This is a genomic window from Kitasatospora aureofaciens (genome assembly GCF_019192735.1).
Classification (GTDB): domain Bacteria; phylum Actinomycetota; class Actinomycetes; order Streptomycetales; family Streptomycetaceae; genus Kitasatospora; species Kitasatospora aureofaciens_A.
In genome coordinates this window covers 49,572-64,652 of the sequence record NZ_JAHTKP010000012.1, presented here as the reverse complement: position 1 = coordinate 64,652, position 15,081 = coordinate 49,572, and the positions used below count along the sequence as shown (strand labels likewise).

Below are 15,081 nucleotides of genomic sequence, written 5' to 3'. Positions count from 1 at the left end.
CCTTTCACCGTACCGCCGGCCCCGGACCGTCGCACCCGGTTTTCCCCGGCCGGCGCCGACCCCCACCGCGTCCCTGACCCCCAGTCAAATAGCACATAATCTCGGCATGACCGTGAGCACCCGACGCCAGGCCAAACGGGCCATCCGCCGCGAGGCCCGCCGCGCCCTCCCGCTCTGGCGCCGGCTCCTGCCCACCTGGCGCGTCGTCCTCGGCACCGTCACCGCGCTGCTCCTGCTCGCCGTCGGCGCCTTCGCCGTGCTCTACGTCATCGTCCCGGTGCCCGACGCCAACGCCCACGCCGTCGCCCAGAACAACATCTACCTCTACGCCGACGGCACCACCGAGATCGCCCGCACCGGCGCCGTCAACCGCACCGACGTCACCATCGACCAGATTCCCCTCGACACCCAGCACGCCGTCGTCTCCGCCGAGGACCGCACCTTCTACCGGAACCGCGGCATCGACCTGAAGGGCATGCTCCGGGCCGGCTGGAACACCCTCACCGGCAAGGGCATGCAGGGCGGCTCCACCATCACCCAGCAGTACGTCAAGAACTACTACCTGACCCAGGACCAGACCATCTCCCGCAAGGGCCGCGAACTCTTCATCGCCCTCAAGGTCGACCAGCAGCGGGACAAGAAGGAAATCCTGTCCGGCTACCTCAACAGCAGCTACTTCGGCCGCGGCGCCTACGGCATCCAGAGCGCCGCCCACGCCTACTACGGCGTCGACGTCTCCGGACTCACCCTCGCCCAGGGCGCCTACCTCGCCGCGCTGCTCCAGGCCCCCAGCGCCTACGACGTCAAGACCGCCAAGCCCGCCAACCGCGACAAGGCCATCGCCCGCTGGAACTACACCCTCGACGGCATGGTCCAACTCGGCTTCCTCAGCCCCGCCGACCGCGCCGCCACCACCTTCCCCGAGCCCATCGACCCCCAGCCCACCACCGGCCTCTCCGGCCAGGCCGGCTACCTGGTCGGCGTCGCCGACGACTACCTCGTCACCGCCGGCATCATCGACGCCCCCACCCTCAAGGCCGGCGGCTGGCGCATCACCACCACCTTCGACAAGCCCAAGCAGGACGCCTTCACCAAGGCCGTCCAGCAGGAACTCACCGACAACCTCGACCCCAAGGCCCGGCCCGCCACCGACACCGACGTCCGCGTCGCCGGCGCCTCCGTCGAACCCGCCACCGGCCGCGTCGTCGCCGTCTACGGCGGACCCGACTACGCCAAGCAGCCCTACAACGACGCGCTGCGCCAGGACAACCAGATCGGCTCCACCTTCAAGCCCATCGACCTCGCCGCCGGTCTCGTCGCCCAACACGCCCCCGACGGCCGCCCGATCACCCCGGACACCCGCTACGACGGCTCCAGCGAACGCCCCGTCACCGGCGGCCCCACCCCGTACGCGCCGCCCAACGAGGACGGCATCGACTACGGCAACATCACCCTGCGCTACGCCATGCTGAAATCCGTCAACTCCGTGTACGCGCAGGAAGGCGTCGACGCCGGACTCGCCCGCGTCCGGGAGACCGCGATCAAGCTCGGCCTCCCCGACAACGTCCCCGGCATGGACCCGGGCAACACCTCGATGACCCTCGGCACCGCCACCCCCAGCGCCCTCGACCTGGCCGGCGCCTACGCCGCCATCGCCAACCACGGCCAGGCGCACACCCCGTGGTCCGTCACCAAACTCGAACGCGTCAACGCCGGCTCCGGCTCCGTCGACGTCCCCAAGATGCCCGAGCACACCCCCACCGCCGCCTTGGACCGCAACGAGGCCGACACCGTCACCGACGTCCTGCGCGACGTCATCAGCCCGCGCGGCACCGGCGCCGCCGCCCTCGACCTCGGCCGCCCCGCCGCCGGCAAGACCGGCACCACCGACTCCAACCTCTCCGCCTGGTTCGCCGGCTTCACCCCCGAACTCACCACCACCGTCGGCCTGTTCCGGGAGAACCCGAAGACCCACGCCAAGGAGCCGCTGGCCGGCACCGCCGGCCTCGGCCGGATCAACGGCGGCACCTTCCCCACCAAGATCTGGACCGCCTACATGACCGACGCCCTCGACGGCAGCGCGGTCCAGCACTTCGACCTCCAGACCGGTCGCGGCGGCAGCGGCCAGACCACCTGGCCGACCGGCACCTCCTCGGCCAGTGCCACGCCCAGCGCGAGCACCGCACCCACGGCCGCCGGCAGCCGGCCGCCCAGCGCCCCGGCGCCCACCGAGCCCGCCTCGGCCAGGCCCAGCGCCACCAGCGAGCCCACACCCGACCCGGTCGTCCCCAGCCCGCAGGCGCCGCTCCCGACGCCCACCCAGGACCAGCCGACCGCCACCACCCGGCCCACCCAGACGCACCCGCCCAAGCCGACGCCCCAGCCCACGGCCACCGCGCCGCCCGCCACCGGTGCGGCAACGCCGCCGGTGACGCAATGAGCCCCTGATTTGCGCCGGACTACTTCGCGACCAACTCCCGCTCCAGCGGCGTCCGGAACCGCGGCGTCACCCGCACCTCCCCCAACCAGCCCGCCAGCCGGGCCGCCTCCGCCCCGATCGCGGCCTCCGCCTCCGCCCCGACGTCGACGAACAGCCGCCACACCAACTCGCCGTCGGGGCGCTGCGCCCAGCCACCCACCACCCGGCCGCACCACCACACCGTCGGCCCGGCGTTGCCCGCCCGGTCGAACAGCGCCGGCACGTCCTCCGGACGCAGATACCAGTCCCGTCCGCGCCAGCCCATCATCGTCGGATCCAGCCCCGGCAACAGCGCCGCCCACGGCTCCGGCTCGGCCACCGCCTCCACGTCCCCCGGCAGCACCAGCGCGGCCACCCCGCCGGACAGCTCCACGTCCTCCGCGCCGACGTCCGCCAACGCCTTGCGGGTGTCCCCGAGCGTCCAGCCCGTCCACCACTTCACATCCTCGACGGTGGCCGGCCCGTACGAGGCCAGCCAGCGCCGCACCAGCTCCGCCTTCGCCTCCCGCACCGGCACGTCCGGCCACTGCCGCACCGGCGCCCACGGGTAGTTGCTGCTCAGCCACGAGCCGCGCGGACGGCCCCGTCGCACGTGCCCGTCCGCGGCCAGCAGCCGCAGCACCCGGCTGCCGACGCTCTGCTTGTTCTCGTACGGCTTGCCCGCCGACATCAGCATCTGCTCGCGCAACTCCGGGACGTCGTCCCCGAGTTCCTTCGTCGTCGCCTCACCGCGCCGCTCCAGCGCGGCCAGCACCTTGCGCTCCGTCGCCGCGAGCCGGGCCTCGTCCCAGCCCACGGCGTGCTGCTGCAGGTGCTTCAGCAGCCCCGCCCGCTCCCTGGCCGCGATCACCCGCGCGGTCGACGAGGCCACGTACGGCGCGAGTTCCTCCGTCACGGCGAATATCGTCCGCCGCATCGACAGCAGCTTCACCAGCGAGACGTCCTCGTACAACGCCCGCTCCACCTCGGCCACCGACGGCTCCGCCAGCCGCGCGCACGCCGACAGATACACCGTGGCGGCATCCGTCGCGTGCAGCCCGACCACCGCGTCGGCCGCCGCCTCCACCCGCGCCACCCGCCCCGACGGCACCAGCAGATGCCGCCGCCCCACCCGGGCCCGCCGCTCCCCGTCACCGATCACCGGCACACGCCTGCTCATGCCGGGACCCTAGCGCCCGGCACCGACAATCACGGGAAGATCAGAGGTAGAGCCCCGTCGAACCCTCGGTGTCGCCGAAGCGGGTCGCGGCGACGGCGTGCAGGTCGCGCTCGCGCAGCAGCACGTAGGTGGCGCCGCGGACCTCGACCTCCAGCTTGTCCTCGGGGTCGTACAGCACGCGGTCACCGGGCTCCACCGAGCGCACGCTCTGGCCCACCGCGACGGCCTCGGCCCAGGCGCAGCGCTTCGAGAGCTCCGCGGTCGCCGGGATGATGATCCCGCCGGTCGAGTGGCGCTCGCCCTCGCCGCCGTCGATCTTCACCAGGACGCGGTCGTGCAGCATCCGGATCGGCAGCTTCTCGCCGAGGCGGTCGTGCCGGGGCGCGTCGGGGGTGGGCTGTGCGGTCGGTTCGTCGTTCGTACTCACGGTCCCGAAGGTACCGCTCCCGGGCGCGGAACGTGACGCCGGCCCGGCTATGCGGAAGGCCGGGCGCTCGCCCGCGCCCGGCCCCTGCGACAGTGTCCGCTCAGTCCTTGCGGCGCTTGCGGGCGGAGGCGACGAGCAGCACCAGGCCGACGCCGACCAGCGCGGCCGGGACGATCCGCTCCTTGCGCGGCTGCCCGTTCTCGTCCACGAACTGCGCCCGCAGCTTCTCCACCGCGCCGTTGGCGGCCACGTAGGCCCGGCCGGCCTTCTCCTCGACGGCGGCGACGGCCTTGGCCTTGACCTGGGCACTGATGGTGGTCGGGTGCACGCGCATGGCCAGTTCGTCCAGGGTCTCCGCCAGCTGGGTGCGGGTCCGGGAGATGTCCGCCTCGATCTGGGCGGTCGTCCGCGCCGACTTGTCCTTCGTGCTCGCCTCGCCCACTCGGGCCACCCCATTCACTTCACTGATGTTGTCTGTGCGACTGACCCAGTCTGTCAGCTGCCGGGCAGGGCCGCGCGGCCCCACCCACCATCGGAGGTAAGTTTGCCGTGGTACGACCGCCCGTCCCAGCACCAGGAGAGTCCGACCGTGACTGAGCGTCTCCAGCCCGGCGACACCGCACCCGCCTTCACCCTGTCCGACGCCGACGGCACGCAGGTGTCGCTGGCCGACCACCGGGGCCGCAAGGTGATCGTCTACTTCTACCCGGCCGCGCTCACCCCCGGCTGCACCAAGCAGGCCTGCGACTTCACCGACAACCTGGAGGCCTTCGCGGGCGCCGGCTACGACGTCATCGGCATCTCGCCGGACAAGCCCGAGAAGCTCGGCAAGTTCCGCGAGACCGAGGACCTCAAGGTCACCCTGCTGTCCGACCCGGACAAGGAGGTGCTGGCGGCGTACGGCGCGTTCGGCGAGAAGAAGCTGTACGGAAAGACCGTCACCGGGGTCATCCGCTCCACGGTGATCGTGGACGAGCAGGGCAAGGTCGAGCACGCGCTGTACAACGTGAAGGCGACCGGGCACGTCGCCAAGCTGCTGCGCGACCTCAAGGTCGAAGCGGCGTAAGGACGACGCAGCTCAAGGACGACGCAGCGGCGGCGGCGCACCCCCCCGACCGGGTGCACCGCCACCGCCGTCTCTCACCTCGGGCGGACCGCCGTCGTCAGCAGGCGCCGAGGTCGCTCCAGACGCCCCACGCGCCGCCGGCCGTGGGGTCGTCGCCCTTGGTCCACCACTTGTTCTGGTAGTAGTGGCCCTTCCACGACACCTTGGTGGTCGTCGCGTAGGTGGTGCCCGCGTCCCAGCTCGGCGCGCCCGTGCAGGCGCCCGAGGTCGGGGTGGCGGTGGGCGTCGCGGTGGCCGTGGCCGTAGCGGTCGCGGTCGTGGTCGCGGTCGTGGTCGCGGTCGCGGTCGGGGAAGCCGTCACCGTCGGGGTAGCAGTCGGGGATGCCGTCACCGTGGGAGTCGGCGTAGACGTCGGGCTGCCCCCGTCCACCGCGCCCCGGGTCAGGTCGCCCGTGATCCCGTACAGCGTCCCGCCCACGTTGACCGTCCAGTTCGACGGCGTCGACACCGGCAGGTAGTAGACGAAGTCCATGTCGATCGACGCCCCCGGCGCAAGCGACTGCCACCCGGGCAGCTTGACCGACACCCGGTTGTAGGTGCCCTTCAGGCCGCCCACGTTGCCCGGACCGGGGTTGTCCTGCCGGATGACCTGGAGCCCGAAGCCGGACTGGTCCTTGGCGTTGCCCGGCGCCGAGTTGCCGTAGTCGAACTCGAACTCGGTACCGCCCGGCAGGGTCACCGTCGAGTTGTTGACGATGTGGATCTTCGGGTTGATCGGGTAGTTCGAGTCACCCAGCGCGAAGTTGGTGAACGACACGTCGATCGGCAGGGTCTGCTGCGGCAGCGCGATCGTCGAGCGGGTCGCCCCGTACGGCGTGGCCGCCTTGAACTTGTCGTACATCAGCGAGGTCAGCGTCGAACCGCGGACGTACTCACCCTTGCCGCTGTTGGCGGCCGGATCCCACTTGTAGTCGCCCGCAAGCTCCCAGATCATCGCGCCGCCGGCGCCCTGGTTGACGATGTAGTCCGCCTTGGCGCCCACCGACTGCTCGTCCTCGGTGGAGAGGAACACCTTCTTGGTGTCGTTCCACAGCCACGGCGCCACCAGGCTGTCGCTGTAGTTGCGGGTGTAGGTGCCCTGCAGCGCGGTGTCGGTCACGCCGTACTTGGCCAGGTAGTCGGGCAGGATGCCCTTCTCCAGGTTCTTCGCGTGCCACATCGGGTTCGACCCGGCCGGGGACTCCTTGCCCGCGTCGTCCTTGTCGTTCCAGATGTTGTCGATGCCGACCGCGCCGTCGCCGCACGCCGTCAGGCCGGAGCCGGCCGGGCAGGTGGTCGCGGCGGCGGTGCCCCAGAGGCCGTTGGTGCCGCCGGTGACGTTCTTGAACCCGCGGGTGTAGTACGGCAGGCCGACGTTGATCCGGCCGCCGGGCATCGCGCCGCGGAAGTAGTGGTACGACCAGTCGGCGTTCAGGTATCCGATGCCGCCGTACTGGCCGGTGCCGTAGACGTTGGCGGCCGCCAGCTCGCCGTCCTTGCCGTCGTCGTAGAGCGAGGCGTTCGGGCCGACGTACTTGTTCCAGGCGCCGTGCAGGTCGTACGACATGATGTTGACGTAGTCCAGGTACTGCGCCACCTGGAAGGTCTCCATGCCGCGCAGCAGGTAGCCGGACGACGGTGCCGCGACCGAGAGCAGGTAGTGCCTGCCGTCGGCGGCGCCGGCCCGGTCCAGGTTCTCGCGCAGCGTCTTCATCAGCGCCGCGTAACCCTTCGCCAGCGAGCCGCGCTTGGCGTTGGCGAGCTGCCAGTCCAGCGGGTTGCCGGCGTCCTTCATCGAGGTCGGGTACTCGTAGTCGATGTCGACGCCGTTGAAGCCGTACTTGCGGATGAAGTCGACGGACGAGGCGGCGAAGGTGTCGATGCCGGCCTGGTTGACGCTGCCGTCCGGGTTGACGGTCATCGAGTAGAAGCCGCCGGAGTTGACCCGGGTGCCGCCGTCGTCGAAGTACCCGCCGGTCTCGGTCCAACCGCCCACCGAGATCAGGGTCTTGACGTTCGGGTACTGCTTCTTGAACTTCGTCAGCAGGTTGAAGTGGCCCTTGTAGGGCAGCGTCGGGTCCAGCTGCGCGGCCGGCACGCCGGGGAAGTCGATCCCGGTGGCGGCGTTGGTCGGGCCGTCCGTGCCGACGGAGAGCTTGTTGTCGCCGCCGACGTGCCCGAAGGCGTAGTTGAGGTGGGTGACCTTGTCCCAGGGGATGTCGCTCACCAGGTACGGCTGGTCGCCGTTCTTGCCGGTGCGCCAGCCCGTGAAGTAGCCGATGATGCGGCGCTGGTGGTCGGCGCCCATCTTCTCCCGGCCACTGGTGTCGTAGACGGAGCAGTACGGGACGTCCACCCCGGGCGTCCGGTACAGGCCGTCAGGGCGGCAGGCCGCGTTGTCGACGGCCGCCGACGCCTGCGAGGGCGCCGCACCCAGCGTCGCCATCAGCAGACCCGCCAGGCCGGCCGCGGCCACCGAGGCAAAACCGGCCCGGGCGCTCGTGCGGCGGAACGCAGCGGTGGGACGCCGCTCCGCCGTGCTTCGGATCAACACTCGGTCCTCCGGGAGAGAGTGTCGGCGCGTGCCTGTGGGGGAGCACGCACGTGGGGGATTCCAATTGGCGCCGAAGCTATGTGGTCTGAACCAGACAGGTCAATAGGTCTGTACCAATTGGCAAACAACTCCCAAACATCCCGGAAGTCCGTAACCAATCGGCCCATGGATCGTTCGCACACCGGGGGACGGGCGCACACCAGCCCGAAGGGGGAACAACCATGCCGATCAAGTACACCCGCGAGTTGCTCGCCTCGCTCGCCGCCGAGTCGAGCAGCGTGAACGAGATGATGCGCAAGCTCGGCGCGCCTATGACACGCGGCACGCACAGCCACCTGGTTAAGCGACTCAGGCACTACGACATCGACGCCTCGCACTTCGACCAGGGCTGCCGCGTCTACAGGCAACGCCAGTATTCAAGGGAAGCGCTGGCCGAGGCCGCAGGTGCCTCAAACCACGCTCGACGAGACGCTGACCACGCTCGGTCGGGAACCGAACCGCGACCGGCGGAAGTACCTGCGTCGCAAGCTCACCGAGTACGGGATCGACACCTCGCACTTCCGCTCAGCCGGAACCGTCTACACCCGGGAACTCCTTCAGGAGGCCGTCTCGGTGTCGCACAGCGTGGCCGGGGTCGTGCGGCACCTCCACCAGCGCCAGGCTGGGGGCACCCAAGCCCACATCGGACGGCGAATCAAGGAGCTCGGAATCGACACCTCCCACTTCACCGGACAGGCCCATGGCCGTGGCAAGCACGCACCCACCAGAATCCCCGCCGATCAGCTCCTCGTCCGACGCCCCTCGGAAGCCAAACGGCTTGCCGGTTCACGGATCCGCAGCGCACTGGCCGAACTCGGCCGACCGGAGCTGTGCGAGGACTGCGGCACCGGCCCCGAGTGGCGCGGGCGCCTGATGACCCTGGAGGTCGACCACATCAACGGCGACTGGTCGGACAACAGGCCGGAAAACCTCCGACTGCTCTGCCCGAACTGCCACTCCATCACCGACACCTACTGCGGACGAAACAAGAACAAGCGCAAGGCTCCACATGGAATCCCGGTGTTCCCGCGGGAATCGAAGCCCTAGACTAGAGGCCACGCGGCCTTGGCGGAGCTCGGCAGACGCGCCGGACTTAGGATCCGGTGGGGGAAACCCCGTGAGGGTTCGAATCCCTCAGGCCGCACCAGCCTCAACCTTAGAATCGAAGGCCCGCCCGGAGGTGATCTCCGGGCGGGCCTTCGGCGTTCCGTGACCCGACGTCAGCCCAGGAGCTCCTTCACCACCGGCGCCAGCGCCCGGAAGGCCTGGCCGCGGTGGCTGATGGCGTTCTTCTCGGCGGGGGTCAGTTCGGCGCAGGTGCGGGTTTCGCCGAGGGGCTGGAGGATCGGGTCGTAGCCGAAGCCGCCGTCGCCGGAGGGGGCGGTGCGCAGGGTGCCGAGGAGGCGGCCCTCGACGACGCGCTCGGTGCCGTCGGGGAGGGCGAGGGCGGCGGCGCAGAAGAAGTGGGCGCCGCGGTGGGCGGCGTCGATGTCGGAGAGCTGGGCGAGCAGCAGGTCGAGGTTGGCGCGGTCGTCGCCGTGCTTGCCGGCCCAGCGGGCGGAGAAGATGCCGGGGGCGCCGTTCAGGACGTCGACGCAGAGGCCGGAGTCGTCGGCGACGGCAGGCAGGCCGGTGGCGCGGGCCAGGGCGTGGGCCTTGAGGAGGGCGTTCTCGGCGAAGGTCACGCCGGTCTCGGGGACGTCCGGGATCTCCGGGTAGGCGTCGGCGCCGACGAGTTCGACGTCCAGGCCGGCCTCGCCGAGGATGGCGCGGAGTTCGGCGACCTTGTGCTGGTTACGGGTGGCGAGGATCAAACGCTTGGACATATCGCCCACCCTATCCGGGAGCGGACAGCGGTCAGCCGGTGCAGACCGAGGTGAGGTTCCCGGCCGCGTCGCCGAGCGGCTTGAGGTCGGGCACCTCCTTCTTGTCGACGGCCTGCTGGACCTTGTCGACCTGGGTCCGCAGGTCGTTCACGGCCTTGGTGACGTCGGTGCTCTTTGAGTTGCGGCCCACCTGGTCGAGGTCGTTCTTCAGCTTCTGCAGGGCCTTGCCGGCGGCGGCCGAGTCGTTGCTCGCGTTGTTGTAGGCGCTGGTGACGTCGGCGATGTCGCCGGTGACGCGGGCCGCGGTGGTGCCGCAGTCGAGGGCCTTCTGGGCGGCGGAGCAACTGACCGCGCTGAGCGGGAGGATGATGATCAGACCGGCCACGGCGAGCGCGGCGGGACGGGCGATGCTCGACGGCATCCGGTCCTCCTGGGGGCGCGGGTTCCGTACGGAGGGACGCGCCCAGAGTGGGGCACGGTTCCCGCAACGGGAGTGCTGCGGGAACCGTACGGGCTCCGGGCCCGGCCTGTACAGGCGGAGGGTCAGCCCTCCGACAGGCGCGGAGGGTCGGCCCTCCGACAGACGGAGGGTCAGCCCTCCAGGGCCTTGCGCTGGATCGCGTCGAGCTCGGCGCAGCCGAGCGTGCCGAGGTCGAGCAGCCGGTCGAGCAGCGCGCGGTCGAACGGGGCGCCCTCGGCGGTGCCCTGCACCTCGACGAAGCGGCCGTCGGAGGTGCAGACGATGTTCATGTCGGTCTCGGCCCGGACGTCCTCCTCGTACTGGAGGTCGAGCATCGGGACGCCGTCGATGATGCCGACGCTGACGGCGCTGACGCCGCCGGTGATCGGCTGGCCCTTGGCGCGCAGGAGCTTGCGGTCGCGGGCCCAGGCGACGGCGTCGACGAGGGCGACGTACGCGCCGGTGATGGCGGCGGTGCGGGTGCCGCCGTCGGCCTGGAGGACGTCGCAGTCGAGGACGATGGTGTTCTCGGCGAGGGCGCGGTGGTCGACGACGGCACGCAGCGAGCGGCCGATGAGCCGGCTGATCTCGTGGGTGCGCCCGCCGATGCGGCCCTTGACGGCCTCGCGGTCGCCGCGGGTGTTGGTGGCGCGCGGGAGCATGGAGTACTCGGCGGTGACCCAGCCCTCGCCGCTGCCCTTGCGCCAACGGGGGACGCCCTCGGTGACGCTGGCGGTGCACAGCACCTTGGTGTCGCCGTAGGAGATGAGGACGGAGCCTTCGGCGTGCTTGCTCCAGCCCCGTTCGATGGTGATGGGGCGGAGCTGGTCGGGGGTGCGGCCGTCGATGCGTGACATAGGCATCGAGCGTAGTCGCTCCGGAGGGGTGTTCCGGATGTGCCTCGGCCCGCCGTCCCTCGTCGGGGGCGGCGGGCCGAAGGCGGTGAGCCGGGGAGGCTCAGCTCACATCATGTCCTCGATGTCGGCGGCGAGAGGGTCGGCGTCGGTGCCGATGACGACCTGGATCGCGGTGCCCATCTTGACGACGCCGTGGGCGCCGGCGGCCTTGAGGGCGGCCTCGTCGACCAGGGAGGCGTCCTTGACCTCGGTGCGCAGGCGGGTGATGCAGCCCTCGACCTCTTCGATGTTGTCGATGCCGCCCAGACCGGCGACGATCTTCTCAGCCTTGCTGGCCATCTGATTTCTCCCTCTGTCTCGGCCCGCCGGCTGCTCTGCCGGGCGCCGTCCTGCGCTGTGCTGGGGTACCACCCGGCCGGGGCCGGCGAGGTCATTGCCGGTGCTGACGCGGGTTCACCTGCCGCCGTGCCGCTGGGCGGCGCGACAAGCATCACCCGGGTCGGTCCGGTCTGCCACGTTAGTCCACGTTTGGCCCAGTCCGGCGCGCAGCGTCCCGGATCCTCGCCCGAGGATGACGATCAGCGGGGCCTGCGCCCCGGCGTGCGGCCTGCGCCCCAAGGTGGTCTACACCAATATATGTGTACTCCGATGAACGCAGGAAGGACCCCGGGTGTTCCTGGCCCCGTCCGAGGGTCCTGCAGCGGGCCACCGGTCGGCAACTGCTCCCGGAGGGCGAAGCATGAGTTCGGCAGGCGCCACAGCCCCGCAGACCGTGTGGTGGCACACCTTCTACGGCGGCCTCCAGAAGATGGGCCGCTCGCTCCAGCTGCCGGTGGCGGTGCTGCCGGCGGCCGGCATCCTCAACCGGCTCGGCCAGCCCGACGTCTTCGGCGCGGACGGCCTGGGCTGGACGGACGTCGCCAAGGTCTTCGCGTCGGCCGGCGGCGCCCTGCTGGACTCCTCGCTCGGCCTGCCCCTGCTGTTCTGCATCGGCGTCGTGATCGGCATGGCGAAGAAGGCGGACGGCTCGACCGCGCTGGCGGCCGTGGTCGGCTTCCTCGTCTACTACAAGGTGCTGCACGCGTTCCCCGAGCACTGCAAGCCGCCGACGGTGCTGGTCAGCGACCAGTGTGTGGACTACGGCTCGGCGAAGTCCGCGGCCGCGACGTACCAGAACCCGGGTGTGCTGGGCGGCATCCTGATCGGCCTGATGTCGGCCTGGCTCTGGGTCCGCTTCCACCGCACCAAGCTGGTCGACTGGCTGGGCTTCTTCAACGGCCGCCGCCTGGTGCCGATGATCACGGCGCTGGTCGGCATGGCCACCGCGTGCGTGGCGCTCTGGGTCTGGCCGCCGATCGGACGCGGCCTCAACGACTTCTCGCAGAACCTGGCCGACCTCGGCGCGGGCGGCGCCGGCATCTTCGGCCTCTTCAACCGCGCCCTGCTGCTGATCGGCATGCACCAGCTGCTGAACACCTTCGTGTGGTTCCAGTTCGGCGGGTTCACCAAGCCGGACGGCACGATCGTGCACGGCGACATCCCGCGCTTCCTGGCCGGCGACCCGACAGCGGGGCAGTTCCAGTCCGGCTTCTTCCCGATCATGATGTTCGCGCTGCCGGCCGCCGCCCTGGCGATCGCCCACTCGGCCAAGCCGCACCGCCGCAAGGAGATCTACGGCCTGATGCTCTCGGTGGGCCTGACCTCCTTCGTGACCGGCGTCACCGAGCCGATCGAGTACTCCTTCGCCTACATCGCCCCGGCCCTGTACGGCGTGCACGCGCTGCTGACCGGCGCCTCGATGGCGGTCACCTGGGGACTCGGGGTGCACGACGGCTTCAGCTTCTCGGCCGGCCTGATCGACTACGTGATCAACTGGGGGCTGGCCACCGAACCGTGGCTGATCATCATCATCGGGCTCTGTTTCGCAGCGGTCTACTACGCGCTCTTCCGGTTCATCATCCTCAAGTTCGATCTGAAAACACCCGGCCGGGAGGACGAGAGCGAAGTCGAGGACGTCACGAAGGCATAGCGTCATATCGAGCCGGAAACAATGGCCCCCGGACCCCTCGGTCCGGGGGCTTTCGACTTCTCCGAAAAGGACCGAATACCCGGACCGTAAAACAATTCCGATATCCGCCGCAGGTCGCCCGGGCAGGGTCGGCCGCCCCGCCAGGAAGGGGCGGAGCGACCTGCGCCGGCCGGTCGCGGCACCCTCGGCCGGGGCGGACCGGGGTGGGGGGATGATCGTCACCGCGGGGGGTGCGGCATTCGGCAATCCGCCGCCGCTGTTTCGCGCCGGCCCCGCCGCCGAGGCCCGGCCGACTGGAAAGCGTGTATTCCACGGAGACGGACGGTGCCAGGTCCGGACTCTTCCCGGCGGCGATGTCGGCTCCACGGAGACCGTCTTCTCCGTCGGTCGATCCGCCCGGACAGGCCACCGGAGGGCCACCCGAGGGGGGACGGCCCCACCGACCCCGACCCGTCCGCACCCGGTGGCGCAACGTCACTGCCCCGCACCCCGTTCGCGCACCCCCGAGCCCGTGCGAGCGTCGCCACGCGAGGCCCCGCCTTTTGTTGCGCAAATAGCCAAAATCCCAATCGTGGCGAAAATCATGATCGACGTTCCGTGCGTAGGTTTCGATTTCATAGCACTTCCCGGCGGTACCGCTTTCCGGGGTTCCCCCCCTTCTCCACGCGTGCTACAAAACTGGTCTACACCACACGTGGTGTAGACCAGTTCGCGGTTCGGCCCCCTGTGCACCTTCCCCCGACCGACCGCCATGCCGTTAGGAACCCACCCCCATGAGTCAGTCTGCGCAGGCACCGGCGCCCGCCACGGCTCCGGCCACGCCAAGTCCCGCCAAGAAGTTCGGCCAGAGCCTCCTCCAGGGGCTGCAGAAGATCGGCCGCAGCCTCCAGCTGCCCATCGCCGTTCTCCCCGCCGCCGGTCTGCTGCTGCGCCTCGGCCAGCCCGACGTCTTCGGCGCGGACGGCCTCGGCTGGGACAAGGTCGCCGCGGTGTTCAACACCGCCGGCAGCGGCGTCTTCGACAACCTGCCGCTGCTGTTCGCGGTGGGTATCGCGATCGGCTTCGCGAAGAAGGCGGACGGCTCGACCGCGCTCGCCGCGCTGGTCGGCTTCCTGGTGTACAAGAACGTGCTCACCGCGTTCCCGATCACCGAGGGCCACATCGCCGACGGCAAGTGGGTCGCCCCGACCTACCAGAACCCGGGTGTGCTCGGCGGCATCGTGATCGGCCTGCTGGCCGCCGTGCTCTGGCAGAAGTACCACCGCACCAAGCTGGTCGACTGGCTCGGCTTCTTCAACGGCCGCCGCCTGGTGCCGATCATCATGGCCTTCGTCGGCACCGCCGTCGGTGTCGTCTTCGCCCTGACCTGGGGCCCGATCGGCGACGCCATCAAGAGCCTCAACGACACCCTGATCGGCGCCGGCGCGCTCGGCGCGGGTGCCTTCGGCCTGGTCAACCGCGGTCTGCTGCCGGTCGGCATGCACCAGTTCGTGAACTCCTACGCCTGGTTCCAGACCGGTGACTTCACCAAGCCCGACGGCACCGTCGTGCACGGCGACCTGACCCGCTTCTTCGCCGGCGACCCGACCGCCGGACAGTTCATGTCGGGCTTCTACCCGATCATGATGTTCGCACTGCCCGCCGCCGCGCTGGCCATCGCCCACGCCGCCAAGCCGCACCGCCGCAAGGCCATCACCGGCATGATGATCTCGCTGGCCCTGACCTCCTTCGTCACCGGTGTCACCGAGCCGATCGAGTTCGCCTTCGTCTTCATCGCCCCGGCCCTGTACGTCATCCACGCGCTGCTCACCGCCGTCTCGATGGCCGTCACCTGGGCGCTCGGCGTGCACGACGGCTTCACCTTCTCCGGCGGCCTGATCGACTACGTGCTCGCCTGGAACAAGGCCAGCGAGCCGTGGATGATCATCCCGATCGGCCTGGTCTTCGCCGCGCTGTACTACTTCCTCTTCCGCTTCGCGATCACCAAGTTCGACCTCAAGACCCCCGGTCGCGAGGACGACGACGAGATCGAGGACGTGACCAAGGCCTGAGGCCCCTCCCGTCCGCACCCCGCGACCCCGCCCCGCCGCTCCTCCCCCGTGAGCGGCGGGGCGGGGTCGTTCCGTTGCCCGACCGCCCAGGCCTG

General features: G+C 70.4%; 13 protein-coding genes and 1 tRNA gene. 6 read left to right on the top strand and 8 right to left on the bottom strand.

From position 1 onward, the window contains the following. Positions 1-106: 106 nt before the first annotated feature. The gene (locus KV557_RS15095; RefSeq protein ID WP_218200420.1) at positions 107-2,440 is read left to right on the top strand and encodes a transglycosylase domain-containing protein; all 2,334 of its coding nucleotides are present in this window, start codon (positions 107-109) and stop codon (positions 2,438-2,440) included. A 19-nt stretch (positions 2,441-2,459) separates the two neighbouring features. On the opposite strand, the gene KV557_RS15090 is transcribed toward KV557_RS15095, so the two are convergent. From KV557_RS15090 to KV557_RS15080, 3 genes are all read right to left on the bottom strand, one after another. Beyond that, a complete protein-coding gene (locus KV557_RS15090; RefSeq protein ID WP_218200419.1) occupies positions 2,460-3,638 on the bottom strand; it encodes a winged helix DNA-binding domain-containing protein in 1,179 nt (392 codons plus the stop codon). Positions 3,639-3,678: 40 nt separating this feature from the next. Then, a complete protein-coding gene (locus KV557_RS15085; RefSeq protein WP_256177448.1) occupies positions 3,679-3,981 on the bottom strand; it encodes a GroES family chaperonin in 303 nt (100 codons plus the stop codon). Between the two features lie 184 nt (positions 3,982-4,165). After that, positions 4,166-4,507: a DUF3618 domain-containing protein gene (locus KV557_RS15080; protein ID WP_218200417.1), complete on the bottom strand. Its 342-nt coding sequence runs from the start codon at positions 4,505-4,507 to the stop codon at positions 4,166-4,168. 147 nt (positions 4,508-4,654) lie between these two features. Between KV557_RS15080 and bcp the strand changes: the two genes are divergently transcribed. Further along, on the top strand, positions 4,655-5,131 hold the full coding sequence (bcp, locus tag KV557_RS15075) for a thioredoxin-dependent thiol peroxidase (protein WP_218200416.1): 477 nt from the start codon (positions 4,655-4,657) through the stop codon (positions 5,129-5,131). 97 nt (positions 5,132-5,228) lie between these two features. Here the strand turns inward: bcp and KV557_RS15070 are convergent, their stop codons facing one another. After that, on the bottom strand, positions 5,229-7,724 hold the full coding sequence (locus KV557_RS15070; protein WP_308129902.1) for a chitinase C-terminal domain-containing protein: 2,496 nt from the start codon (positions 7,722-7,724) through the stop codon (positions 5,229-5,231). 444 nt (positions 7,725-8,168) lie between these two features. Here KV557_RS15070 and KV557_RS44450 point away from each other — a divergent pair, with 444 nt between their 5' ends. Together KV557_RS44450 and KV557_RS15060 are read left to right on the top strand one after the other, a co-directional pair. Continuing rightward, positions 8,169-8,810 carry an HNH endonuclease signature motif containing protein gene (locus tag KV557_RS44450; protein WP_308129901.1) on the top strand — a complete coding sequence of 214 codons (642 nt, stop codon included), beginning with the start codon at positions 8,169-8,171 and terminating at the stop codon, positions 8,808-8,810. Positions 8,811-8,822: 12 nt separating this feature from the next. Further along, positions 8,823-8,910 (top strand) — tRNA-Leu (locus tag KV557_RS15060). A 73-nt stretch (positions 8,911-8,983) separates the two neighbouring features. On the opposite strand, the gene rdgB is transcribed toward KV557_RS15060, so the two are convergent. From rdgB to KV557_RS15040, 4 genes are all read right to left on the bottom strand, one after another. Further along, positions 8,984-9,589, bottom strand: a complete 606-nt coding sequence (gene rdgB, locus KV557_RS15055; RefSeq protein WP_218200415.1) for an RdgB/HAM1 family non-canonical purine NTP pyrophosphatase — start codon at positions 9,587-9,589, stop codon at positions 8,984-8,986. Between the two features lie 31 nt (positions 9,590-9,620). After that, positions 9,621-10,010 (bottom strand): hypothetical protein, encoded by a 390-nt coding sequence (locus KV557_RS15050; RefSeq protein WP_218200414.1) that lies wholly within the window; start codon positions 10,008-10,010, stop codon positions 9,621-9,623. A gap of 170 nt (positions 10,011-10,180) precedes the next feature. Continuing rightward, positions 10,181-10,906 (bottom strand): ribonuclease PH, encoded by a 726-nt coding sequence (rph, locus tag KV557_RS15045; RefSeq protein ID WP_218200413.1) that lies wholly within the window; start codon positions 10,904-10,906, stop codon positions 10,181-10,183. A 105-nt stretch (positions 10,907-11,011) separates the two neighbouring features. Further along, the gene (locus KV557_RS15040) at positions 11,012-11,245 is read right to left on the bottom strand and encodes a glucose PTS transporter subunit EIIB (protein ID WP_218200412.1); all 234 of its coding nucleotides are present in this window, start codon (positions 11,243-11,245) and stop codon (positions 11,012-11,014) included. A 400-nt stretch (positions 11,246-11,645) separates the two neighbouring features. Between KV557_RS15040 and KV557_RS15035 the strand changes: the two genes are divergently transcribed. After that, positions 11,646-12,935, top strand: a complete 1,290-nt coding sequence (locus tag KV557_RS15035) for a PTS transporter subunit EIIC (RefSeq protein WP_218200411.1) — start codon at positions 11,646-11,648, stop codon at positions 12,933-12,935. Between the two features lie 773 nt (positions 12,936-13,708). Continuing rightward, entirely contained in the window at positions 13,709-14,986 is a 1,278-nt protein-coding gene (locus KV557_RS15030) for a PTS transporter subunit EIIC (protein WP_218200410.1), read from the top strand. The last annotated feature ends 95 nt before the right edge of the window (positions 14,987-15,081 follow it).